Below are 6,812 nucleotides of genomic sequence, written 5' to 3'. Positions count from 1 at the left end.
GGGCTATGACGCTGCCGACGGAAACATCGACACCGCGAACCAGGATCACGAGGAATTGCCCCAGGCCCAAGGCGCAGACAATCGCGCTTTGGGCCAGGAGGTTCTGAAGATTGCGCACCGAAATAAAATGCGGGGCAAGCAGGCCGAATGCCACGACCAGGGTTACGAGAATTATGATCGGCCCGGCCTGCAGAAGCCATAGCAGGACGGAGAGGTGGTCGCGGCGCCCTGCCCCCGTGTCGGGCGACTTCCCCGCATTGTCGACATGCGCTTCCATCGGTGGCGCTATTTCACGACGTCATCAACGTTGCCGGCCACCACGTCGGAGACCGTCTTCAGCATGCCGCCGGCATTCTCCGAGGTTTGGACCGGCTGCGCCGGCACCACCACGAGCTTTTCAACGCTCTTGCCTCGGACCAGGTCAGCGGTGGTGTCCGTGGCTGTTCTGGCGATCACCTCGAACGGATAAGGCACCGTGAACTTCCAGTTCTTGTTGCCCGCAGCGATCGCCTTCAGCGCATATTCCTGGCCGCCGACCGAACCAACGATGACATTGGATCCGGCCGCCTCGAGCGCCTGCAGCGTTCCCTGCGCGGAGACGTCAAAGATGTCGTAGATGCCGACCAGATTCGGATGCGCATTCAACATGCCCTCGGCGATCGTTCGCGATTTCTCGGGATCGCAGCGGGCGTCGCCCTCGGCAACGATGTTGAACTTCGTATCCCTCACGGCATCTTTGAAAGCGTTGATGAATGCGTCGGTGTCCGCCAGGCCAGCGATACAGCGGATGACGCCAATCTCGCCTCCTGCGGGGAGCTGCTTGGTGAACTCCTGAACAACCGCCTTTTCGGCCCCGACCGGATCATAATTCACCTGAGCCGTGAGATCATCGATCGGCGGCGGCGCGCCGTCGAAGGACAGCACCTTGATGCCTTGCTTGGTCGCATCATTGAGCGCGCTTACCAGCTCCTTGGAGGTGGCGCCGGTGTTGACGGCGATAACCTTGTAACCTTCCGCGGGAGCGTTGACGATCTCTTGAATGAAGAAGTTGACGTCGCCGCGCGAGGTGCCCGATTTAACGTCGATCTGAACGTCTTCGATCTTGCTGCCGCGGCCTTTGGCGACGTTGTACTGGCGCACATAAGCTTGATCGCCGAGATACGAAAAGAGCATCAGCCCCTTGGGCTTGTCACCGGCGAATGCGCTGAAGGCAACGCAGCAGCTTGCCGTGATGAGGGCGGCAGCGGACGCCCGCAAAAATAGCTTCGGTTTCATTTCTATCTCCTCCCAAGATATCGAGGCCACTTTCCCGATGTCAGCCTCCATCTGACAATATGTCAGCTCGCTTGATATGTCTATCATTATCTAATTTGCGGTCCATTTTGATTGTTTTTAAACATAACAAACCTGAGTTGGCTGGTTATCCGTCCTGGCAGGGCGTTGTCTCAGCCGGGAGTTGCACTACAGCTGTGGAAGGCATCCACCGATGGCATACCCGCCGGTTTACCCGACTACGGCTGGGCAACGCGCCGACGAAGTATCCCGCTCGGATAGTCCATTAGCGAGCAGGCCGACAGGCAGGCGTTCCGAAACGATCAGGTTGGCCGCAGCACAGCCAAGGGACGTCATGATAGCGTTACCGCCTTGGCCAGCAAGCCAAAAGAAGGCGGGCGCGAGGCGATAGAATCGCCGGCTGGAGCAGGAACAGGTTTATCCCGAGCGGTCGTACGGACCCACAGAGCGGTGCCTCCGCTACGCTGAAGGGCAAGGCTCTTCGGCGTATCCCTAGTAGATCACACGTGTCCGCGAACGCTCAGCGGCGTGGCGACCCGAGCTCTATGATCATGTCAAAACGCGGCACCTATCGTTTCATGACCTGTTCACGGAGCACGGTAGGACGTTAATCCCGCCCCTTTGGATTTTTCTCTACGCACGCCGTCCCGATTGACGAATGTCCCGCCGTCTCCAGCGGTATCCGTACAGAGGCCAAGTCATGCTTCCTGCAGTTTGCTATCCTGACAGCGAGCTGAGTGAGGAAAGCGGCCTCGTATTTCACTCGAACGCATAGCTGTCCCCTTGGACAATCAGGCAATCTTTAAAACATCGCCAGGAGAAACTATTGCCGTCAGCTCACATTATCAGCCGGCCGGGGTCGGGAGCTTGCATCACCGCTTGGGCTTCACAAAAAATCACCGCGAGCGCAACAATTGTTGCGCGATAGACCAGGCTTGTTCGACTTGGTGTCGGGCGGCCGCCGCAGCTTTGTTAGGATCGCGAGACTTGATCGCGTTCATGATCGCGGTCATTTCGCGTATCGCCGATTCCCGGCGATTGGTTGAAGTTATGGTCATCGACCGCAGTTGATTGATGCGAACATTCAGTCCTTGCACGATCTCCCACGCGATGCGCTTTCCGGCAGCGTCGAAAAATTTTTCATAGAAGTTCGCCGTAGAAGCGCTTGCCGAGCCAGCCGTCCTGTTTGGTAAACCTGGTCCGAAAGTGGCCGGCGCAAGCTTAGTGACGGCAGTCGCGATCCAGCCAGCGGCCTCGTCTTCATAGTCGACGCCGCAATCGACCCGGTCCTGCAGTCGCACTGTGCCAAGTTCGGCCAGTCGCCGATCGAGTCGCTTACCGGCTTCGCAATAGCGTTCATAGGTGGAATCGCCGAGCGCCAGCACCGCATAGCGTACGCCTTCAAGACACGGCGCCTTACGGCTCTCGACGAATTCGAAGAAGCCCATGCCTGAAAGCGGTGGATCGCCCTCGCCATGGGTGCGTGTGATGATCAGTATGTCCTGCTCGTCCTTGAGCTTGCGCGGCTTGTAGTCGGCCATGTCGATCAGGGCTGGCTCAAATCCTTGCCTGCGGACGGCTTCCCCGAGCGCCTTGCCGAGACCGGAGCTGTTGCCGGTCTCACCGCCGAACAGGATCGTCAGCGATCGCGAAGAAACCGCAGCCGGTGCTGCCGATCCGGAGTGATCCGATGCCGATGGAGAAGCAATGTCTCCGAACGACGCGCACGCGCATGGTCGATCCCGGCGAAATAGCCACGGATCCACGGCGCCTGGCCGGGCTTCAGCGAGGTCGCCAGGGCTTTAAGGCGTTCCCATTGTTCGGCGGTGAGGCCTGGTCCTGGAAATTCCAATCCCGTCATCTTCTCGCTTCCTTCGGCGCTACGGCGCCGATGGTCCCCCCCCGCAACATGGAAAATGTCTTATCCCAAGGCGGAATTGCTGCTACGGGCGCGACAATTGCATCGGCTTTTTGGCCCAGACAAACGAATGATATTGCTGGCTGACAGCAAGAATTTTGCAGTCAATGGCAAACGAAACGGACATTCCAATATTCGTCCAAACGACACAACTTTCTTTCCAAGAACGAGATGGCCGTGGTCAAATAACTGCGATCGGCTGGTTTCGCTTGTTTGTTGTTGTAGTCCCAATGCATCCAGTTATCTCTGTCATCCTTGCGCAGGAAGTTTTGAAAACCGTTCGGTGTTCGCCAAAGCGAGCTTTCAGATAACAGTAGATGTCCACCGGCCTAAGCCGAGACCTGGCCGCGAGAATGGCGCCGCCTTTCTTCTTCTTAGGTTTTCCTGTCGCGCGTAACCCTTCCACCACTTCCTGCCGGGTAGCTGCCCGCCATTCACCGATGCTGAGGCAAGCAGGCTCTTTGACAGCCTGCCTCTTTCACCGATGGGATTTACGCGCGATCGTCACGAATATTCAGCGTGTAACGTGTGTGTCGGAGTTCACCGGTTTTTGTTAGCGCACCCTTGGCGACTAAGTCCTGTAAGTCCCTAGTTGCCGTCGCGCGCGATGTCTGGGTGATGGCGATGTAGTTTTCCGCGCTGAGGCCACCTTTGAACCCGTCGACACCTTCCCGGAAGATCCGGGCGACGACTTTTTCCTGGCGCTCCTTGAACTGACCCCGATGGTGCTCGTAAAACTTGGCCTTGGCGACGGAGAACTCGACGCGGGCGAGCGTTACGCGCTGCGCTTCGAGGATCGTGGCGGCGAAGTAGAGCAGCCAGCCGGTAATCGCATTGCTCTTGTTACTGGCTTCCAAGCTGTCGTAGTAGGCCTTACGATGACGTTCGATCGTATAGGCCAGTGCGATCAGGCTAGGCTCGCCAAGATTTTGCGCCAGCGCCTTTTCGCAAAGGGCACGTCCTATGCGGCCGTTACCGTCTTCGAACGGGTGGATGCTTTCAAAACAGAGGTGCGCGATGCCGGCGCGCGTCAGTGCGGGAAGCGGCGTCTTGCCTTTGGGGGCGGTGTCATCGAACCAGATCGTGAAGGCGTCCATTTCGGCCTTCACGCGCGATGAGGGCGGCGCTTCGAAATGCACTTTGGGCTTGTCCGGCCGATTGGAGACGATCTGCATCGCCTCGGCATGCTGGCGATAACTGCCGATAGTCTCGGTGGGCCGTTCACCCGACATCACCATCTTGTGCCAGGCGTAGAGGGTGCGATGCGAAAGCGGCTCTGCAAAATGCAAGTACACGTCGGCCATCATTTCGGAGATGCCTCGCTCCGCTGGAGGAATGCGTCTGTTTTCATCTCCAAGCCCAAGTTGCTGCCGTAAGGACGATTGCAGGCTCTCGCGGTTGAGGTATTCCCCTTCGATAGCAGACGTTTTCAAGGCCTCTTCGCTGATAAGCTCGATGCGGATCTGATCGCGGTCCTCGGAACCGACGTGACGAAAGACGCCGAGGAACTCGCCCGATCGCAATAGGAACTCGCTTTCCAGCGGGTCCAACGCCATCTTGTCGTAGGTAAAATGCGGCCAGTCGGCCTGCTCCCAATTCCATGCCATGAGCTATAGAACCCCTTTCTATAACTCATACTAGCGAAAAATATGAGCTATAGAAATCTTATCTATACCTCAGCCCGCGGGAAGTAAACGCGACAGCAGCCAGGCTGCCACCCTGACCAGAACACCGAAATACACCATGGCCCAAACGCCTAATCGGGTCTCGCGATGTAGCGGTCTCCCGCTACCATCAATACGGCGTTAGGCGCCTCTCCTGGTTGCGGTTTGCCAAGTTGAGGAGTTCCGCCAGCGCACCGTGGACCTTGAGCTCAATCTGCCCCCTGCCCTCGGTCGGAATGATCTCGATCTTCGCAACTGGCGAACGGACAATCCTCGCTGCCTCGTGACGCTCGCTTTCGTCGGATTGCAGCGCCCGCTGGAGTTCTGACACTTTCCGGCAGCCTCGACCGCCGCCGGGTGAAACTCCACGATGCTTTCAGCGGCTGCCATGACTTGAAGGTCTCGCCCTAGACTTTTCTTCTCGCTCTCGAGGTCCAGCAACTTCGATCTCATGCTGGCCGTCGAGACCGTCGGCGATGGCATCAACGATATTGGCGATCTGCCTGTCGATGTCGATGAACGGCTTCTCAGCTTTCTTATTCCGTTGGCGGTTCATGGCTTCGCTTGAGATTGCCGTTGATCGTCGAGGCGCCCCAAGCGCCACCAGACGGCGATGGGATACCTTCTTTATTGAGGTCAACAGCTATCGCACGCGATGATCGACCAACCGCGAATTCCTGAAAGATTCTGGGCACGACCTGTGCTTGATGCTCATCAATCTCGCGCAGACCGCGGATCGGCTGGCCGGTTTCATCGAGCTTTTTGACCTTGCTTTGTCCGCGCCTGATCTTAACCGCAAGGTCACGCAGGAAGAGCGCGTTCATCGTTCCCTTGAGGCCCACATGAAGCCCGTCCACTTTACCCTCGGAGAGGGTGACGAGATTGATGCCGGCGAAGCGCAGCCGTTTGAAGAGACCAGCCAATCTTCCTGGTCGCGTGAGAGGCGATCAAGCGCCTCGGCAAGAACGATCTCGAACTGCCCGCTTTGAGCATCACTCAGGAGCCGCTGAATGTCTGGTCGACGGACGATGCTTGCACCAGAGATGGCAGCATCCGCACAGGTCCCAACGACAGTCCATCTCTCTTTAAATGAGTGTTCTCGGCAAAGTCGCAGTTGGTCCTCGATGGAGGCTTCGAGAGCGCGCCGTAAACAGCGCCGTAGCGAGCGGCGGGTTTGCGCACCCATCCGGACGTCCAAACCCTTTATCCACCGCCTGGAAGCGGACGTCGCCGGCAGCGAAGTTCAATTCGAGGTTGCGCTAGTGCGGAAGGCCGATTTCCGATCACCTATCCGAGTAGGGCCGTCACGAAATCATGGCATCGTGGCGCATGAGAAAACGCTCTGTGCAGCGGATGATCGCGATCAACATCAGATTGATCACGCCAGCAATAGCAAAGATCTCGAAGATGGCGAAGGTCTGGCTCATGAGCCGTTTGGCAAACCGGTCATTTCGAGCACCGTGATCGTCGAGGCAAGGCTGGTCCCCTTGACCACGAGGATCAGCTCATTGCCATAGGCCGGCAGCCCCTGGCGGATGGCGAGCGGAAACTCGATGCGCCGGAACCGCAGCATGCGCGACATGCCGCACGCTTGGGCCGCTTCGACGAGACCAACTGGAACCGACATCAATGCGCCGCGTAGTATTTCGCACGTGTAGGCAGCCGTGTTCAGCGCGAGCGCCAGAACAGCGCAGCGCGCGCCATCGCTGATCACCCACCACAAAGCCGGGTTATCCTTGATCAGGGAAAGCTGGCCAAGTCCGTAATAGAACAGGAAAATCTGCACGAGCAGTGGCGTACCGCGAAAGACATTGGAATGGGCACCGAACTGGCCAGGACAGATGGGCTGATCTCGTCCGGCCGGAGGGGTCCCATTATTCCTGGCTTGGAATGAAGAAAACCTATCGTTAGAATCAATCGAAGCTGACGTTGTGTTT

At 57.8% G+C, this 6,812-nt stretch carries 7 protein-coding genes and 1 pseudogene; 1 reads left to right on the top strand and 7 read right to left on the bottom strand.

Annotation, left to right across the window (positions count from 1 at the left end; translation table 11 throughout):
• A partial coding sequence (locus tag EOA13_RS38415; RefSeq protein WP_206535338.1) for a hypothetical protein occupies window positions 1-202 on the top strand: 202 nt, incomplete at its 5' end.
• 83 nt (window positions 203-285) lie between these two features.
• Here the strand turns inward: EOA13_RS38415 and EOA13_RS32075 are convergent.
• From EOA13_RS32075 to EOA13_RS32050, 7 genes and pseudogenes are all read right to left on the bottom strand, one after another.
• Window positions 286-1,326 carry a sugar ABC transporter substrate-binding protein gene (locus EOA13_RS32075; protein ID WP_164780471.1) on the bottom strand — a complete coding sequence of 347 codons (1,041 nt, stop codon included), beginning with the start codon at window positions 1,324-1,326 and terminating at the stop codon, window positions 286-288.
• A gap of 863 nt (window positions 1,327-2,189) precedes the next feature.
• The gene (locus EOA13_RS32070) at window positions 2,190-3,059 is read right to left on the bottom strand and encodes a flavodoxin domain-containing protein (RefSeq protein WP_127297360.1); all 870 of its coding nucleotides are present in this window, start codon (window positions 3,057-3,059) and stop codon (window positions 2,190-2,192) included.
• A 643-nt stretch (window positions 3,060-3,702) separates the two neighbouring features.
• On the bottom strand, window positions 3,703-4,818 hold the full coding sequence (locus EOA13_RS32065; RefSeq protein ID WP_127297359.1) for a Fic family protein: 1,116 nt from the start codon (window positions 4,816-4,818) through the stop codon (window positions 3,703-3,705).
• A 433-nt stretch (window positions 4,819-5,251) separates the two neighbouring features.
• Complete coding sequence (locus tag EOA13_RS32060; protein WP_127297358.1) at window positions 5,252-5,431, bottom strand: hypothetical protein; 180 nt, start codon at window positions 5,429-5,431, stop codon at window positions 5,252-5,254.
• Window positions 5,412-5,798, bottom strand: coding sequence for a recombinase family protein (locus EOA13_RS39615; protein ID WP_348629775.1), 387 nt, complete (start codon window positions 5,796-5,798; stop codon window positions 5,412-5,414). Before EOA13_RS39615 ends, EOA13_RS32060 begins: the two co-directional genes overlap by 20 nt.
• The gene (locus EOA13_RS39610; protein WP_348629774.1) at window positions 5,696-6,061 is read right to left on the bottom strand and encodes a recombinase family protein; all 366 of its coding nucleotides are present in this window, start codon (window positions 6,059-6,061) and stop codon (window positions 5,696-5,698) included. The genes EOA13_RS39615 and EOA13_RS39610 overlap by 103 nt, the downstream gene beginning before the upstream one ends.
• A 118-nt stretch (window positions 6,062-6,179) precedes the next feature.
• Window positions 6,180-6,694: pseudogene (locus EOA13_RS32050) on the bottom strand (ABC transporter permease subunit); the annotation flags it as partial.
• Between the last annotated feature and the right edge of the window lie 118 nt (window positions 6,695-6,812).

The organism is Mesorhizobium sp. M7A.F.Ca.US.011.01.1.1, from assembly GCF_003998295.1.
Classification (GTDB): Bacteria; Pseudomonadota; Alphaproteobacteria; order Rhizobiales; family Rhizobiaceae; genus Mesorhizobium.
The sequence above is the reverse complement of the archived record's forward strand: the minus strand, read 5'-3'. Positions and strand labels throughout refer to the sequence as shown.

What these genes read in the sequence shown, in the direction of transcription:
- EOA13_RS39610 (WP_348629774.1), bottom strand. Translation starts at nt 6,061, where the DNA reads ATGGGTGCGCAAACCCGCCGCTCGCTACGGCGCTGTTTACGGCGCGCT.
- EOA13_RS32075 (WP_164780471.1), bottom strand. Translation starts at nt 1,326, where the DNA reads ATGGAGGCTGACATCGGGAAAGTGGCCTCGATATCTTGGGAGGAGATA.
- EOA13_RS32060 (WP_127297358.1), bottom strand. Translation starts at nt 5,431, where the DNA reads ATGAACCGCCAACGGAATAAGAAAGCTGAGAAGCCGTTCATCGACATC.
- EOA13_RS32065 (WP_127297359.1), bottom strand. Translation starts at nt 4,818, where the DNA reads ATGGCATGGAATTGGGAGCAGGCCGACTGGCCGCATTTTACCTACGAC.